9 protein-coding genes are annotated in these 16,839 nt (G+C 40.6%); all 9 read right to left on the bottom strand.

The genetic code is table 11. The features are described 5' to 3' along the window. Nucleotides 1-4: 4 nt before the first annotated feature. The 9 genes from HDC90_RS12435 to HDC90_RS12395 are packed head-to-tail and all read right to left on the bottom strand — an operon-like array spanning nt 5 to nt 15,869. The gene (locus HDC90_RS12435; protein ID WP_184466813.1) at nt 5-1,876 is read right to left on the bottom strand and encodes a LamG-like jellyroll fold domain-containing protein; all 1,872 of its coding nucleotides are present in this window, start codon (nt 1,874-1,876) and stop codon (nt 5-7) included. A gap of 23 nt (nt 1,877-1,899) precedes the next feature. Next, complete coding sequence (locus HDC90_RS12430) at nt 1,900-3,549, bottom strand: DUF5008 domain-containing protein (RefSeq protein WP_184466812.1); 1,650 nt, start codon at nt 3,547-3,549, stop codon at nt 1,900-1,902. 8 nt (nt 3,550-3,557) lie between these two features. Then, on the bottom strand, nt 3,558-4,262 hold the full coding sequence (locus HDC90_RS12425) for a hypothetical protein (RefSeq protein WP_184466810.1): 705 nt from the start codon (nt 4,260-4,262) through the stop codon (nt 3,558-3,560). 17 nt (nt 4,263-4,279) lie between these two features. Beyond that, nucleotides 4,280-5,848 (bottom strand): RagB/SusD family nutrient uptake outer membrane protein, encoded by a 1,569-nt coding sequence (locus tag HDC90_RS12420; protein WP_184466808.1) that lies wholly within the window; start codon nt 5,846-5,848, stop codon nt 4,280-4,282. Nucleotides 5,849-5,857: 9 nt separating this feature from the next. Next, nucleotides 5,858-8,986, bottom strand: a complete 3,129-nt coding sequence (locus HDC90_RS12415) for a SusC/RagA family TonB-linked outer membrane protein (RefSeq protein WP_184466806.1) — start codon at nt 8,984-8,986, stop codon at nt 5,858-5,860. Between the two features lie 49 nt (nt 8,987-9,035). Next, nucleotides 9,036-10,100, bottom strand: coding sequence for a DUF5007 domain-containing protein (locus HDC90_RS12410; protein WP_184466804.1), 1,065 nt, complete (start codon nt 10,098-10,100; stop codon nt 9,036-9,038). A 32-nt stretch (nt 10,101-10,132) separates the two neighbouring features. Beyond that, nucleotides 10,133-11,341 (bottom strand): fasciclin domain-containing protein, encoded by a 1,209-nt coding sequence (locus HDC90_RS12405; protein WP_184466802.1) that lies wholly within the window; start codon nt 11,339-11,341, stop codon nt 10,133-10,135. Between the two features lies 1 nt (nt 11,342). Continuing rightward, complete coding sequence (locus tag HDC90_RS12400) at nt 11,343-12,914, bottom strand: RagB/SusD family nutrient uptake outer membrane protein (RefSeq protein ID WP_184466800.1); 1,572 nt, start codon at nt 12,912-12,914, stop codon at nt 11,343-11,345. A 9-nt stretch (nt 12,915-12,923) separates the two neighbouring features. Beyond that, a complete protein-coding gene (locus HDC90_RS12395) occupies nt 12,924-15,869 on the bottom strand; it encodes a SusC/RagA family TonB-linked outer membrane protein (RefSeq protein ID WP_184466798.1) in 2,946 nt (981 codons plus the stop codon). Between the last annotated feature and the right edge of the window lie 970 nt (nt 15,870-16,839).

The following is a 16,839-nucleotide window of genomic DNA, read 5'->3' as shown; positions in this document are numbered from 1 at the left end:
CGAATTAATTATTTAAAAATACTTTCCCATCCAAATTCCAGTTTTCCTTGATCGGAATACTTAACCACGACAAGATCTGTGCTGTTATATCATCAGATCCCGGCACTGTTGCAGAGATATCGGGAAGCGAAATCGGGCAAACGATGTAATTGCTTTTTTCCCATACGGTACTATTTCCAAGTTCAGGACCCTTTACAAGAGGTGTACCTCCCTTAAGCACTTTAAAATCATAATTACCATTTTCAGTTAATATTTCATTCTTAAACCTCCCACCAGCTCCATCTCTGCAAGGCCAGTAACTTGCGAGATAACTGTAATCCGGGTGAGAACTGCTCACATAGGTATCGCATGAAAATTGCTTGATGGTCTCATCAGATAATGCTTTTCTCCATATCCTTATATCAGACACATTCCCATCGAAGGGGTCTTTATTTTCGTCGGGAATATAACCTATAGTATAGGGAGCATTATAAGTATCGATCAAAGGCCACAGGGTCTCAGGAATTTCTGCTTTAGTGTTAAAAATCCCATCTGTATACAGCGAGACGAAACGCTTTGTGCCCTCCGTTCTGATTACAACGGCAAGCGCATGCCAGTTTCCATCGGCAATAATAACCTTCTTATCATCGGCATTTACCCCTATCTCGTTGGTACCTGCGGGTGTTGCCCCTCTGGCAAGCGAAAAACGCCAGGTCAGTTTTTCTATAGAAAGGCACCAGCCGGTACCTCCGGTATTGTTAAGCCTGGTAATCTTTCTGCCAAAGAAACTTGGCCACTGAAAAGTATAAGTGCCTATATTTTCCTTTGCAAAAGTCCCTATTGTGTTTTTGTTCTTCCGCACCTTCATTTCTATGGTAAAATCGCCGTTAATACCAAAATTCAGTGGATTTACAGAAGACGATTTTAAGGCGTCATCAAATCTAAGTTCAGCTCTGATCGCACCACTTTGCAGCGCGGCTTCAGATGCTACCCCCGTAGATGAATAAAAACGAACGAAGTTTCCGTCATAGACATTGCCGGTAAATGGCTTGTCTATTAGTTTTGACTGATATTTATCATTATAGAAAATAGTAAAGGTATTGGCCTTTGGATTTGAAAATATAGTATTGTCATTCACCACACTTGCTGCCGCTCCTCCACGACTTGAAGTAATGATAACCATCCAGTTTTCCTTGCTATAATTCTTCCTATTTTTTAATGCGTCCATGGCCTGGCCCACATAAGTATCAAACTGAAGGATAGCGTTTTTGTACTGTTGATTTGAACTCTCGTAAGCATTGGTGCTACCTGCTATATTTACACTTTTATACATACCCACTACCACTCCGGCATTATCATCAGCCAATTCTTTCAAAACAGCATTTTGAATTTCAGTATCACTATTATAGGTTCCCCTCGAATCAACAGAAGCGCTGCTTGTAAAATTGTCTGTAAATGCACTGCTGTAAGAAAAAGTTGCTATCCTAATATTTGCATTTGTCTCCTTAATACGCTGAAATACTACAGGATATAAATTCAGTTTGTTATTGCCAAGCGTTGCACTTGTTACCTCGTGCTTAGCTTTTGATACCCCGGTAAACAAGTCTGCCCATGTGGTCGCCTCATCATAACCTTCATCGCTTACGGAGTAATATGAATAGGTCGACTTTTTTAGAAGGCTGGTCATATTAGGAGGTCCAACTTCTTTTAAAGCCACGCCGCGCAATCCATCAACAACCAAAACCAAAACTTTCCTGGCTTTCGGATTATTGAATGTGGTATCGTTTATAACCAAAGGGGCTACCTTGTCAAATTCACTTTGGCAAGAACTTCCCAAAACGGCCACCATCCAAAAGCAGAGCAGCCTTACCATTACCGTTGTAAAATTCTTTTTCATAATTTAATCAATACTTAATTTAATTAGTCCTCAAGCACTAAACCTTTGATATTTTGAACAGCCTGCGAATCGAATTTCCTAAACGAGCCGAGCAAAACAATGCTTCGCTTATTATCTTTATTTCTCTCCTCTAACACCCTGTTAATTGTTCCTGTTAACTCACCCAACGTGTTGTAACCTTGAGCCAAACTGCCTTGTGGCGATAAAATCATAAATCCTCCACGCCGCACATTGTTATATTTTTTAAAATTACCCGACACGACAATCAAGCCGTTAGACAACTGCTGTGCAAACGACGGATAGCCACTATCGAAATTTCCCGAAACAAAGGCATCATCAATTGATCCGTCGGCTTTGAGCAGCAAAATATTCTGAATAGAACGGTTGTTAAATGAACTAAAAACGCCGGTGAGTACAAATCGCTGTGTAGTGCTGTTCCAGTTGATGCTGGTGATATAGCCAGTAGCACCCTTACCTACCTGGAAAGAATCGTCAACAGTTCCGTCAGTGTTCAGTCTAACAATACCTCCTGCAGCCTTATTATCAAATTTTGAAAAAGCCCCTACCAATACCAGCTTGCCATCTGCCTGCATCACGGCATCTAAAATATTACCGTTACCTCCTTCAAGGGTAGTTCCGCCAGAGAAATGGTAAGTATTGTCAAGACTTCCATCCAGTTTAAAGCGTACCACCTGTCTGATCGGAATAGAATCGCGAACAAGACTATCTCTATAGCCGGTTAATGTTGTAGTTCCAGATGTATAGGTAAACGTTCTCCCTACATCATATCGATGAGAAATATAATATTTGAATCCTCCTACGGCAATTATTCCGTTGTTGAAGTGAAAAATCCGCTTAATCGGGGCATCTGTTCCGCCATTAAAAACTGGAACTGTAAGTTTTGGATAGGTTGGCCCCCCATTCTTTGAAGAATAAGTATCAACCTGCTTCAGGTCAATCGCTCCAAGAGAAGTAAGTCTTGTGATATTTTTAACCGGTCCTTTCAAATCGAACGCAGACATATTTCCGGCTACGAAAATATTGGCATCATTCGTACTTGAGGTAACGGCACTCAAGTAGCCACTAACCACTCCTGTACCCAATTGCAAGGTTCGTTGAACTTCCCCTTCATAAGTAGTCTCCGCTATTTTTTTGATAGCCAAAACAATTCCTTTATCATTAAAATCGGTAAATTCTCCTACCATCAAATATTTTCCGGTTTTCAATTTATAAGCATCATAAATGGTGTTATTGGCACCTATTTTTGCCTTGAAGTAAGGATCATCTGATATTTTGCCAAAAACCTTAAACTGCGGACCGAAAAAGACCTGGTCGCCGATTTGTATGGAAGTTGATCCTGAACTTCCCGCAGCTGGAACTTTAACTTTTACCACATCGCCAACAATCGATACGATTTCAGCCTCTTCACCACTAAACTGAAAATGAAGTTGTGTTTTGTATTTTTCTGCTCCGATTATACTTACCGTTACCACATCATTGGCACTGCCTTGTGTAGGTTCTATAAAACTCGCGGTGTTAAATTTTAAATCTAAAGGTAATTTTCCGCCTGAATAAGGGTTTTCAAATTCTTTAACTTCGTCCTTACAGCTCGCAAACAACAGCAATGCAAGGCTGCAGACAGTAAACCAAATTTTTATTTTAAAAACTGACATATTTTGAATTACTTAGTTAATAATACGTCCTGGATTAAATTCTGAGGATCGGCTCCAAATGGAAAATCTGTGCTCAGCACATGCACTACAGCGTGCTTTGGTTGCACATCAGAAGAGGTGATGGGGATACTGACCCAATTATCTAAAGGTTGGGATATGTTGGGTATATAGGATAGCAGTAATTGCCTGTACCCTGTGTATTTTACCCCGCCGGCATCGGCATATCTTACTCCAATGTTAAATACATCTCCGCTATAGGCTACATAATTTTGACCAGGAAATATGGCTTTTGCGCCAACATCTATTTGTGGATAATCGTTAAGCTTGTTCGCTCCCTTAAAAATATAGTTTGAAAGATACCTGCGCCAAATCAGTCCATCAATATCGGTAAGAGTCTTCACCGTATCTTTTCCGTAGGTAAATAATGTTGAATTGACTTGTTTGATCAATAGTGCAACGGCATAATCCTGCGGGGCGAAAAATGTAAGGGTATCTTCGTTAAACTGGCGTTCCATGCCGGCTATTTTAATGATGTTTACAATCGTGTCAAAGCTCCTTGGATTTGACTTTAGGTACTCCATAGTAGTTCCTGGAAAAATGGGATTGGATTTACCACCATCAAAATAGTATTGATCTTTTTTGCAGGCAAAAACTAACAAGCAAGAAAATAATACTAATAGCCAGGGGGTCGATATTTTTTTTAAATAGTTCATAGTGATCATCTAAATTGTTAGAACCAGTAATCATTTAAAGTCATAAAAGGGTTTCTATCTCGGGCAGCCGGATCGATCGGCCATGTCCATGCCCCCCGGTTGAACTGATCAGGCGAAAGTGGATTAGAACTCCATTTCGGATCAAGAATTCGTTTGGTCCGTACCAGGTCGAAGAAACGGTAACCTTCCCCCAGCAGTTCACGCCCTCTTTCCTTAAATATCTCATCTTTCAAATCCTGGCCTACCAAGCCAGATAAAGCTGGCGCATTAGCCCTCATCCTGACCATATTGACGATACCCGTCGCCTCTCCGTCTCTTCCTAAGTTAGCAAGGGCCTCGGCCTGGAGTAATACGGCATCTGCGTATCTAAAAAGCACAAGCCCCCAGTCTGGAAAGCCTAGTACAGATACCGGACCTTCAAATTTAGATAAGGCAAACCGCCCATTCTCCTGGTCCCTGTTTTGAATCATGTCTGCCCGGTAATCATTTCCGTTACCGAACAGAAAATCGATATACGCTTTTTTATAATGCAGGTGTGTTGTTGTTCCGTTTTCTTCATGTTTGGTTAACACAACCGGCTCACCAGGAAATGCTGATTTATAAAAAAGATTGGAGCCCGATGCAAAAGCAGAAGTTTCCTTTAATTCAATTAAACTTTCACTGGTTCCTCCGAGGAATATCCGGCTTGTTTCTTCAATGGGAATGAGCGAATGCTGGTTACTCTGAATAAGTTCGTTTCCTAAAACCGCTGTTTTTTCATAATAACCGGTTTTGTTTGCCTCATCAAATCCGGCATTCCACATATACATGTTCATGAGCAGAGAGATTGCCCCGGCCCTGTTAGCCCGTACTCCATTTAACGCCGGGTCATCATATTTCCATGGAAGGTTATTTTTTACGGGCTCAAGTTCGGCGATACATTTGTTCAATACACTCACAAATTTCTCTCTGCCAAGTGGAGTAGAATGATTTGCATCAGTATAATAAGCAACATCTCCATAAATTCTGACCATGATGAAGTAGGTAAGGCACCTGATAAATACGGCTTCGGCCATGTACCTTTGTTTATCGGTATCGCTTAAACCCGGAATACCTTTGTTTACCTCGTCATACATGATGTTAACTTCCTGAATAACCCTGTAAAAATCAGTCCAATTGGTATTGGCCACAAAGTTAAAAGCCAATATTGTATTAAATGTTCTTGGCGATGAACCATTGGTTAGCCATGGTGAGTTAGCTGCTATTCCGTAAACAACAGCCTTCATATCATTTTTAGCCAGGTAATCATAAACTACCCTTCGGTTTTGGTCATTGGATTGGAAACTTGTTACTCCTGCAACGGCTGTATTCGATCTGATCTCTCCAAGCCTAAATTCGCCTGCAGCTGGCCAAAAGCAGGAGTTAGAGAGTTTATCCCAAAGCCTTGCATAAATATCAATGGTAAATGCTTCCACATCTGCACCTGTTTTCCAGTAGCGATTTCCAGAGAACCTTTCTATCGATTCAACCTCAAGAAACTTCTTGCAACCTGTACCGGTTAACACAAGTGCAAGAATTAAATAAAATCGTATATTTTTAATGTTCATATTCGTAATTTATAGTTCCAAATTCAAGCCTACTGTATACCTTCTTGCCAAAGGATATCCACCAGAATTATCAAAACCGAGTGCAGTTACATTTTCGGGGTTTGGTCCGCTGTATCTGGAAAAGGTTGCCAGGTTATCTCCGGTTAAATAGATCCTCAAATTATTAAGCCTAAGTTTATTTGCCAGTTCCTTTGGAAGCGTATAGCCCACTGTAACGGCGTTTATTTTAAAGTAAGAACCATCTTCCATAAACAAGCTCTGATTGGTTCTGAATGGGGCAACCAGAACTGCCCTTGTGTAGTTGTACGGATTTGGATATTTTGCAATGTCGCCCGGTTTAGTCCAAAAATCCAATCCGGTTAACGGTAAAACGGCTTGTGTCCCAAATGGATTTCCAGTCATTACCAATCTTTCGGCAATGGCCGTATTCATAATATCGCGGTCAATAGTGAATGAACCGTTCACTGAAAGAGAGAAATTTTTATAACTTACTGATGTAGCAAATCCGCCTGTGTATATAGGCTGTGAATTTCCGATTACTGAACGGTCATCCTGATCATTAATAATATAATCGCCGTTACGGTCAGCAAAAATTGGGTCTCCCGCCTGGAAATAACCACCGCCTGAGCCTCCCTGTCGCAATGGGAGCCCGGTTACAGGGTTTACAGGAACATTTGATTGATTCGCATAAACGCCATTATTTTCATAGATATAATTTGAAAGTGCGTTACGCCCTACACGCAGCACTGTACCGCCAATTACAATTTGTTGCACCCCACCAGGTAACCTGGTTAACATATCCCTGTTCATTGCCCCATTAATCGTGAAAGACCAGTTCACCTTGCTATTTAACGGAAGTGGGCGAAGCGTAAGGGAAATTTCGTTACCCCAGTTGCGGATCGATACCTCATTGCTTAAAACATTGTCAAATCCCACCATATTTGGAAGGGCTAAGGTTCTGGCCTGGCGGTCAATAGCGCGATAGTATGACTCAAAAGTTAGCTGAATCTTATTATTAAACAAACCTAAATCATAACCCAGGTTGTAGGTTGTTCCTTCAGCCGAACCCAGGTTTTTATTTGGAAGCAAAGCCTGGTCGATGGTTATTCTTGATTGACCATTATAGGTTCCATTCGGATTATAAGTTCCATAAACCGTAAATATGTTTCCCGTTGGCGTTATATTCTTACCCCAAGTTAACCTTAATGCACTATATGTCAGCCATTTCCATTCACTAAAAAAAGTTTCCCTTTCCATATTCCACCTCAGACCGATAGAAGGACTCCTGGTATATGGATCGTCGACACCACTGAAAGATGTGGCATCCATCCGGTAACTGGCATCAAAAATATATTTTCTTTTATAATTGTAAGAGAAGCTTCCTGCGAAAGAGACTGCCCTTAAATTACTGTAGGCCCGTAGCCCCGCTCCCCTTGTAGAAGAAGCCGCGCTGATGAAACCAAAAGGCCCCAGGTAGTAATCTGAAGAAAGCCCAACCTGCTTAAGGTCGTTTGCCTGATATTTTTTAAAATAAACCTCGTTAAAGCCAAATATGGTAAAGTCATGTCCGCTTTTTAAACTTTTCGAAAAGGATATTAAATTCCGGTTATAAAGCGTCTTACGCGTATCATTGAAATATTGTATTGCAGCCTGTTGCGTATTGGCAATTGCAGGTGTAAAAGTATAATCAACCGAATTTACGATATCATAACTACCGGTTGTACGCAGTGTTAATCCCGGTATAGGGTAATAGGTAAATTCAAGATTGGTCTTTAAATTCTTAGTTGGGTTGCTATTGTCTACATTAAGGTTGGCAAGGGCATCATTAGAGGCTAAAAATAATGAGGGGCCCGGTAAGAGAGACGAAGCGGCCGCACTTCGCGCAACCCCTGTATTCAACAGACCAACACCATTCCCCTTTTTCCGGTCCATAATACTACCATTAACCAAAGCAAAAAGTGAAATTTTTGAACTTGGCTTATATTCAAAGTTATTACTGAGTGTAAAGCGGGTAACGCCTGTATTAACCTGGATACCTGTCTCCTTGTAATAGCCAAAATTGGTCTTGTAATTAAAACTTTTATCGCCGCCTTCTACACCGATGTTGTGCGTTTGATTATAGGTAGTTCCGTAATAGATGTCCTGCCAGTTTGTAGAGTTACTGTAATAAGGATTTAAACTATCAACCAAAGCTGCAGTCGAGTTTAGAAGCGAATTAACATCTCTAAAACTTCCGTACTGGAAAATCTGTTGCAATTTTAAGTCGCGCTCTGCCTTACCTCCAATTGTAGCCCGTAGCTTCGGAGGGGTACTGATAAAAAAATTGGTGGTGTAACGCAATCTGGGTATAGCCGACATGCCCCGGCGCGTGGTGATCAGAATAACGCCGTAAGCCCCTCGCGAGCCATATAATGAGGTTGCCTGTGCATCTTTGAGTACCTCTATGTTGGCAATATCTTCCTGCGGAATCAGCGAAAGCGGACTCGCACCACCAAAAGAATTAAAACTATCGGCAGTGGCAGGGTCTACGTCGGTTGGCACGCCATCAATTACATATAAAGGTGAGGTTGGACTAAGAAAAGCGTCGGCATCATTGCCTGTAGACGATGCACTTACATCCACATTCGAAAGCCCCCTCAGTAATACGCTACCCCGAAAGCCCGGTGCCCCGGTATTTACCTGGATATTTAATCCTGCCACTTTACCTTGCAGCAACTGTTCGGCATTCGAAACCGGAACCTGCTGCAGATCGTCGCCAGAAATCTTTACCGAAGAACCAGAACTTAAATCGCGGGTCTTGGTAACAAATCCGCGTATAACCAGGTCATTTAAAGTGCTTACATCGGGATTTAGCACTACATTAAGGGTCTTGGCAGCATTAACTTCTCTCGACTCAAAGCCTATTATACTAAATTTCAATCTCGAATTGGCCGGTACGGTTACGGTGAAGCTACCGTCGGCTCTTGTTGAACCAATTGCCCTATCAGGAGACCCTTTCAGTGTGATATTTACTGCCGGAAGGCCAACATCTGTCCCTTTTTCTTTAACAGTACCGCTCACAATCAAGGTACCCTGAGCTGAAAGGTCCTTTATTGAAAATAAAAGGATAAATGTGAGTACGGAAAAAAATATTTTCATTTGAGTAAAATCTAAACCAGATAATAATTGATTTTTAAGTTGCATGCCCTTATTCATCTTCAAACTTTGGATTCTCGTTATGAAAGAAAAACACAATTTCCCAATCGCCAGCCTGATAGATATTAAACGGCAAGGTCATGGTTGCTACCACCCTGAGGCCACTAAAACCAATTCTGTTGTAACTAAGTGTCAGTAATGACTGAAGCCCATCAGGGGTAGTATAAGGCGTGGGCAAGTTTGTTAATGGAATGGGATAGGCTACATCATACTTCACCGAAGTTGGGCTAATTACAGGGTTGAATCCGTGAATCAGTTTCTGCCAGTTTGTACCATTGAATTTTAAAGGATTAATAGCGATCGAATCCTTATCAAAAAATTTGATGGTAAGCGTATTTCCATCACCTTTACGCTTAAAATATACCCAAACATCTTGTTTCAATGCGGTGGTTCCTGCACCTGTTTCCCTAACTAAGGGGTTACCTGTAGTTACACCAACCATGTTTACCAAAGTAGCTGGAATTAGTCTTTTAACAGCACCAGAAACTTCTTTTCGTGGAAGCGCAGTAATTTCATTAAGATGATAGGATGGTTCGTAAGGTCTTGTAGCTAAAGGTGCAAGGAACAGCGGCCCTAAAACTCTTTCGCCACCACCATTGCTTATCTTCACGTTGAACCGGTAAGCGGTGTCTGGCTGCGGCTTCAGAAAATCGGCATCAGTAGCAGATGACCACATAATAAATTCGCCAGCCGAATTAACCTCAAAAAGTGGGCGCTCTTCTATACTTCGTTTGGCATTTATTTCTTCGATACTTTTCTCGTTACCCGTATAAGCCTGTTTCCAAACCAGCACATTGCGCTTCAGGTTTAATTTATCCGTAGGAGATCGGTCGAGATTACTAAAATTGATAATTTCAAACTTAATTGGGAAACTTGAATTATCCGATTTGAAATAGCTGAATAAGGTATTACGGCCCAGAATTGGCCTTAATACGGGTGCTGAGGTATAATTCGCATCCGGACTAAGGTAGGGCTTCTCTTCAGGTAAATTGAATATTTTTTTACATGAAGAAAGAAAAAAAACTACTATTGCTACAAATAAGATATTTTTTTTCATTATCAATGAGGTTTTTAGATTGGTTTGGTTCATTAGTTAACGCGTTTAAATACGAAAGCATCGAAACTTAAATCGGGTACAGAGGTCATTGTACAAAAAGTGAGGTAATGAATTCCCTTTATTAAATAAAAGGTGCCTGCTTTCAATTCATCCATCTTTCCTGTGGTTATTGGCAGTGCAACACGCCTGGCCAATGGCTTCCAGTCAAGCCTAAGGTCGCAGTATGCAGGAGGATTGCCCGTACTATTTTGTACACTATAGTGTAATTTGATTTCGTAATTACCATCTGCAGGTACCTCAATAGAATAGTTTGTCCATTCGCCGGTTCTCATCGCAGCAATCCTGTACCCTTGCCGGTAAAAAATGCCTTTATTGTATGCCGCGGGCTGTCCCCAAAGATCTACCCCTTCAGCAGTTCTGTACTGCCCTCCATCATTCCAGTATCTCCCGTCAATCTCATTGCAAGGGCTTCTGGTATCGTGGTAGGCTACACCGCAGCCTCCATTATCGTAATCTTCTGCTTCTAAAGGTTCCGAATCAATATCGAATGTTTCTGGCAACCTGAATGCAAAATCCCGAAAAGGTGTTGAAGGTTGCCTACTGTAATATCCAAAACCAAAATAGTGCTTATCGTCGATTACATGTACCAGGCCGTTCCTGGTTGGTATGTCTATAGAATAGGCTATGGCCGATGACCAGTTAGCTTTAAACTCGGTCCTATTTTTACTGCTATAAACGATTGATGATGGCCCTGCTCCCACCTGTCCCATCGCAGATGAAGCGGTTGCCTTAGCATTCAACTCATATCCATATTTGTATGCAAAAACATTTATTCCATTAAGGACCGATAACTTTTTAGATGAAAAAGTACCCTTGAGTATATAACGGCACATCAGGCTATCCAATTGATCAAGGCGATAATCTTTCAGGTAGATAGGCTTTTTGCCTGTACGCAATCTTTGTGCGTTTAAATCGTCAGAAGCCAATTTAAAACTGGTATTTGTAACAGCAAAAAGGGTCAGTGAATCTGACTTCAGCACGTCGGCCAATTTCAGCCTGTCTATCACAAATAATAACGAATCGAAGATTCCGGGTTTACTCTTCAGGTAATCGTAAGTATTGCCAGAGAAACCTCTTCCTGTTTCTGAAAGACCACCTTTTAACTCGTTTTTTTGACAGGAATTTAATAATGCACCTGCTACCAGGCCCAGTGTCATTATAATGAAACTAAATCTCTTCATATTATTTCCAATAAGGATATTGTGTTAACATTGGATTTTGACTGATCAACGTACGGGAAACTGGCCAGTAGATACCGCCACTTTGGATGAGCTGGTTAAATTTTGGATCGTTATTTTTGATTTTCTTAAACCTTACATAATCGTACCATCGCCAACCCTCCCCCATCAATTCACGCCTTCTTTCCTTGAAGATGGCATCAATGAGCGGACCGTTATCGCTTTCGCTTACATAGGCAGGCACACTGTTATTGCCCCTTACCTGATTCAAGATGGCTATGGCGCCATTCTTATCGTTCAATGCAGCCCTGCACTCGGCTAAAAGAAGTCCCATTTCTGTAAATCGGCTAAAAATGATAGGGCTGGCAAAAACGCCTAAGTCTGAAGGCACATTAATACCCTGCTTATTGGGGAAACTAAACCATGGCACGAATATTTTCCTGAAAACGGGATAGGGTTTATCAAATCCTGTAAAAAAGCCATCCGCAGACCTCACAAGCTTCGTTACACTATCTACAGCGAAGCGCGCATCTGTTCCCTCGTTATAAATGGAGAATAAACTATCTTTAGGTACATAAATTGCCGGGATTCTTCGGTTTGGCACAATGGGATCAGCGGCAGTTAATTCTTCTATTACGTCGGAGGTTGCCAATTCACCGCGGGCTACTGCAAACAGTACTGTGGTGTTATTCGCGCTCCATATGTACCCAACGTAACGAACGTTTACTGTAAGCCCGTCATTTACATTACGGAATGTTCCGGCTAATGCTGGTCCCGATCCTGAAACCCTTGTTGTTTTATCAACTATCTTTTGCGCATAAATGGCCGCATTCGCATAATCACCTCTCCAGGCATACATGTGGGCAAGTATTGTCCAGACGGCTTGTTTGCTAACGAGGTAACCATAGCCGTAATAATTTGCTACGTTCTGCCCATAATAAGCTCCTGTTTGTTCGGGATCAATACCATCATAAGCATAAGGTAATCTGGGTTCTGCCTCAAGCAAATCCTGTTCTATAGCAGCAAAAATCTTGTCCTGCGGATCGCGTGGCTTGTTGGTAAAACTTCCTTCGTGCGAAGATAAAATGAGCGGCACGTCGCCCCATATCCTGCACATATAAAAATAAGAGAAAGCCCTTAAAGCTTTTACCTGCGCCCTGTCTAAATTGTAAGTTTGCTCTACAAATCTTTTGTCCTTTTCATACACTTCATGGATTCTTTCCAGGTATAAATTAGCCGCATTAATGGTTGCATAAAACGGGCGCCAATCTGAAAGGTCGTTAATTAGCTTATAATCGGCATTCAGCATGTTATTGTGAATGGCCCTAAGATCAAGTCGCGAAGTAGGCTCAAAATCGGCCAACCGAACATCGCCGTAAATAACGTGCCGGTTATTGTCAGACATGGCTGCCCTGTTAAGTGCATAAACCCCAAATAATGCAGCTCTTGCATCTTCTAATGTACTCCACATATTTACATCGCCGATAGCACGCGTAGAGTTTACATCTAAAATTTTCTTGCAACCTAATAAGGGAAGCAACAGGCTAATGAGCATTATATAACTTAATCTTCTCATTTCTAAAAACTATTTAAAATCAACTTTTAATCCGGCAGCAAACATCGTTGGCAAGGAAAGTCCGTAACCGGTATCAATACCGCTGGTATTAACCAGTTCTGGATCACGGCCAGAGTATGATGTTATGGTGAATAAATTACTCGCAGACACAAAGACATAAAAAGACTTAAATCTTGTTGCCTTATTTGACCCCAATAACTTATCAGTCAGGTCGAAGCCAAGGCTAATGCTTCTAAGCTTTAAAAAAGAGGCATTTTCCAAAAACAGATCCTGCTCTGACCGGTAGGGAATAACCGCACTCCAGGGGTTGTAGGTAGGATATAAAGCTGCATTGCCCTGTTCCTGCCAAAAGGTAAACTCCTTTACCGAATTGATGCTATTCTCTGCTTCCAGGTTAATGAAATTGAAGCGGTTAGCCATATTTTGATTCAGTACCTTTCTGCCTAAATTAAAATAGAAACTGGTTTGCAAGTCCCATTTTTTATATTTAAGGCTGTTGTTCCAACCTCCCGAAACTGCGGGTAATATATTACCTGTTAAAATTTTGTCTTTATCGTCTACGTTATAATCGCCATTTATGTCAGCCCATTTCGGATCTCCTGCCTTTAATTCGGTGCCTTTATAGGTCATTTTATTTCCCGTAGCTGGGTTTACAGGAACCTCGTCATCGGCATTGTATATGCCATTGTTTTTTAACACCCAAAACTGATCAGCGGCCTGGCCAACCTGTAACTTTCTGTCACCTATTATGATTTCGGATAAACCGCCAGGTAAAGCTTTTAAGGTATTGCGATTAAAATTCAGATTGATAGAAGAGTTCCAGTTAAAACTTTTCTTTGCAGCAGATTTTAAAATATCTGCAGATAAAAATAAATCGACCCCTTTGTTATTAATGTCCATACCTGGCTGAAATAACCCTGTGTAGCCATACTCTGCAGCACCCGGAATGTTAATCAACTGGTTTTTTGTTGTTGTTGAATAAAAGCTCAGCTCTCCTACGATCCTGTTTTTAAAAAAACCAAAGCTTGCCCCCGCGCTTAACTGCTCGTTATAACTCCATGGTATGTCATAACCCAGGTATCCATATAAATAAGACCTCATTAATGTGGCAGTATTCAGGTAGGAAGGAATTCTGAGATCATTTTTCCAGCCAGCTTCTGATGCATATTGTGTTCCCAATGAAATGCGATCGGTCAGTTGAGCAATACCAATGCGCCCCACGCTGGCTTTGAGCGTTAAGGCCGAAATTATGGGAGACTTTGAGAGTTTATGTTTTTTGATGTCCCAGGCGCCAGAAAGAACCGGAGAAAAGAACCAGCGGTGAACCGGTTGCATATTGGATGCGCCATCCGTTCTGAGCAATAAACTTGCACTGTAAAAATCTTTAAACTTATAGGTTGTGGCAGCATAAAAAGCTAAAAGGTTTGTAGCGGTTTGGTCAAGAAACTTGAAAGTTAGCTGGTCTTTAAAAGCCCCATTAGAGCTAAAACTACCCGCTTTGAGCAAATTCACCTTTAAATAGTCACTAACTCCCTTATAGGCATAAGAATAGCTGTATCTATCTTTATCCCATTGTATAGAACTACCTACCGAAAAATCAAAAGCGTGTTTCGACTTCAGGTCTATTTTGTAATTGAGTGAATGATCATAAACCAGGCGCTGGCTAAGGCCAAAATAGTTGGATGCATAGTTCGAATTGTCTAATAAGGTACTCGGATAAAACAGGTCTCTTCCCCCTTCATTGTAACTCACCCCGAAACGTGTATTGTAGTCGATTTGTAAAGGCAGCTTGATGGCCACATTTAAAAAACCATTCGCAATATTATTATAATTCTTATCGAACCCTTTGTCAAACTCATTGATGAACGAATTGTAACTGTCAATATTTGGTGCCGGAGCCTCTGTCAGGTCTGGTAAATATCCTACCTCGGCAAGCCGGTCCCTGTTATATCTGTTCCGGTTCCGGTCTAACCTGGTACCTTTTATGTTAGCGCTTACCACTATCCAGCTTCTTGGTATAATATTCAGGTCAATAGACGTATAATATTTATTCAAAGACGTCTCGTCTGCGTTACCCGAGCTTTTTTGAGTTCCAACGTTAAATTTAAAAGTAGCTCTCTTAGATCCTCCAGACATCAGCGCATCGGCATTGTATATTAAGGCATCTTTATAGTAAGCATCTGCCCAGGATGACTCTCCATAATATTTGGTGGTAATTGAATCCCGTAAAAAACCAGGATAAGACTGTAACTGTGCAGGAGTAGCATACCGGCTGTAAAAGCGTTGTCTGAAACTATCTTCGTAGCCCCCGTTTAATGTCGTAATTGAAGGTTTTGCAGCAACACCAAAAGAAGAGTTAAAACTCATATTTGATGTTGTCGATCCGGCTCTTGTTCGGATATAAATTACACCGTTCGCTCCACGGGGTCCGTAGATTGCTGTTTTAGACAAATCTTTTAATACTTCTACCGACTCTATATCAGCAATATTGAGCCCTGCAAGCAGATTAGTTGAAGGGCCAATTCTATTAAAACTATAATCAGGACGTTGTATATCATAAACATATGGGTTTTCGTATGAAAGAACAGGCAATCCATCAATAACCACTAATGGCTGGTTTTTTAACACATCTTCCTGAGTAATCAAAGGGGTAGACGTACCACGAATAAACATATACTGGTAGGTGCCTGGCTCACCACTGGCCTCGGTAGCATATAATCCTGAAGCATTTCCTTTTAGATATTGCTGTATACTATTAGCAGGAAATTTAGATTTTATAGGTACAGAAACGCTCTGAAACCCCTTTGACTTGGTCGGTTGCTTTTTCATCAAGACTTTCGAAGTATCTTCTAAAGGCTTTTTATTCGAAAGTGAATCAGATTGAACTTTTTGAACCGCACTTGCAGTACTTAAAAAGCTCAACAAAAAAACACACAAAACAACAATAATACGCATAGTTTGTTCGTTGATAATAAAAGTTTTTAGGACGGTTAGCTCTAAAAGATATTTTTGAACATTTTAGATTTAACTGGTCTATATTGGTTAGTTATTTATTCGGAGGTAAGTTAAGTCTCCGTGTGATGAATGGTTCTGAATTAATCTGCGCCCAATTTGATCGGTATTTATCTTGTTCCCCGCTGTTTAATTTGCTATTGCAAATGTGATATACAGTATTGTGAAAATTTAAATTTTCAGTCTTTAATATTTCCGATCGTAAGGGCGAAGATCAAAGCTCTTCAACATCTCATCTATAGCTTTTTCAGGCTATTTACCCAATAGACACTACTGATCTGATTTAATACTCTGTTTATTTTAAAAAAAATAAATATTTATCGATAGGTATTCGAAAAGTAACCTGCGATGAGACAAAGTTGATCAGCCCCGGGTATACAACCCATTACAATGCAGGCATTTACCTTGTGGACATATCTTTTGTTAATTCTATATTTGTTTTTAGCACACATTCCTAAGGCGATCGTCATGCTGAATTTATTTTATTAGCAGTTTTTATTGTTTTAAAGGCCTAATAGCTACTTCGTGGTCAGCATCTTTCCTGCAAAATACCCCCTGAGATAAATTACCTTCAGTGAACTCGCTTAAGGCTCGGTTTAATCATAGCTTTCCGCTTTGCTACAGGTCAGGATGACGATCAGAAAAGAAAGCCATTCGTAAAACATTTTCAGAACAGATTATTAATTGAACTCATGTTAGTAACTACAAGACAATTGAAAATTCTATTTCTACTCGTAAAAAAACTCACCATGACGAATTCGTCTAATCAAGGACATTCATTAAACAGTTTTTAATTAATAATTATCGAGTTCAGGTTTTATATGCGTAAAAGGTTACGCCTGATGCAATTATTATGCTTTTTGTTTTACAAAATATGGGCTATTCTATATTTTAGTTTCTTTATGGGAAAAAG

The sequence above is a fragment of the Pedobacter sp. AK013 genome (assembly GCF_014205835.1).
Classification (GTDB): domain Bacteria; phylum Bacteroidota; class Bacteroidia; order Sphingobacteriales; family Sphingobacteriaceae; genus Pedobacter.
Note: the sequence above shows the minus strand (reverse complement) of the source record. Positions and strands in the feature narration are given on the sequence as shown.